This is a genomic window from Pseudarthrobacter sp. 10T415, assembly GCF_056394175.1.
In genome coordinates this window covers 1-842 of sequence record NZ_JBFTHJ010000053.1, presented here as the reverse complement: position 1 = coordinate 842, position 842 = coordinate 1, and the positions used below count along the sequence as shown (strand labels likewise).

Sequence of the window (842 nt, the reverse complement as noted above, 5' to 3'; positions counted from 1 at the left end):
TCTATCCGGGGTTTAAGACCACTGAGGTGGAGTTGAATGACKGTGGTGTGTGGGTGGTGTCGAAGTCTAAGAATGCGGTGGGGCGGTTGAATTATCCGTCGCGTGTTTTGGATGGGGCGGTGACTCCTGCGTCGTCGACGTTTGATATTTTGCAGGATGCCGGTGAGGTGTTTGTTGATGATGAGTCTGGTTCGACGTTGAATCAGGTGTCGCCGGCGAATATGCGTTTGGGTGGGGATAAGCAGTTGCCGGGGGCTGCTGATGTGAGTTTTGGGTCGTCGGTGTTGTCGGTGACGGATGCGGCGTCGGGCAAGGTGTGGGCGGTGTCGCCGTCGACGGTGAATGGTTTTGATGAGGAAGCGTCGGAGCCGGTGTTGGTGGGGTCTGAGGGTACGGTGTCGGCGGTGGGTGCTGATGATCGTATTTATTCGGCSGATCCGAAGGCTGGGACGGTGACGGTGACCGGTGTTGATGCCAATGGTGTGGTGGTGTCTTCGGAGTCTGAGTCGTGGTCTGAGTTGAAGGGTGCGGGGGATCTGCAGATCACGGTGGTGGGGGACCGGCCGGTGGTGTTGGATGCTGCGGCGGGGAATTTGTTTTTGCCTGGTGGTAAGCGGTTGCAGTTGGCTGATGCGCGGGATGCGAAGTTGCAGCAGGGTGGTCCGGGCAGTGATTTTGTGGCGATTGCGACGCAGAAGGTGTTGTTGAAGCAGCCGTTGGATGGTGGGACGGCGAAGACGGTGTCGTTTGGTGGTGAGGGTGTTCCTGCGGCTCCGGTGCAGTTGGGTGGGTGTGTGCATGCTGCGTGGTCGGGGGCGAATAAGTATGTCCGTGATTGTGTG

The 842-nt window shown here is 58.6% G+C and carries 1 pseudogene; it reads left to right on the top strand.

Going from position 1 to position 842, the window contains the following annotated elements:
• Positions 1 to 842: pseudogene (locus tag AC1DBN_RS21385) on the top strand (Ig-like domain-containing protein); the annotation flags it as partial.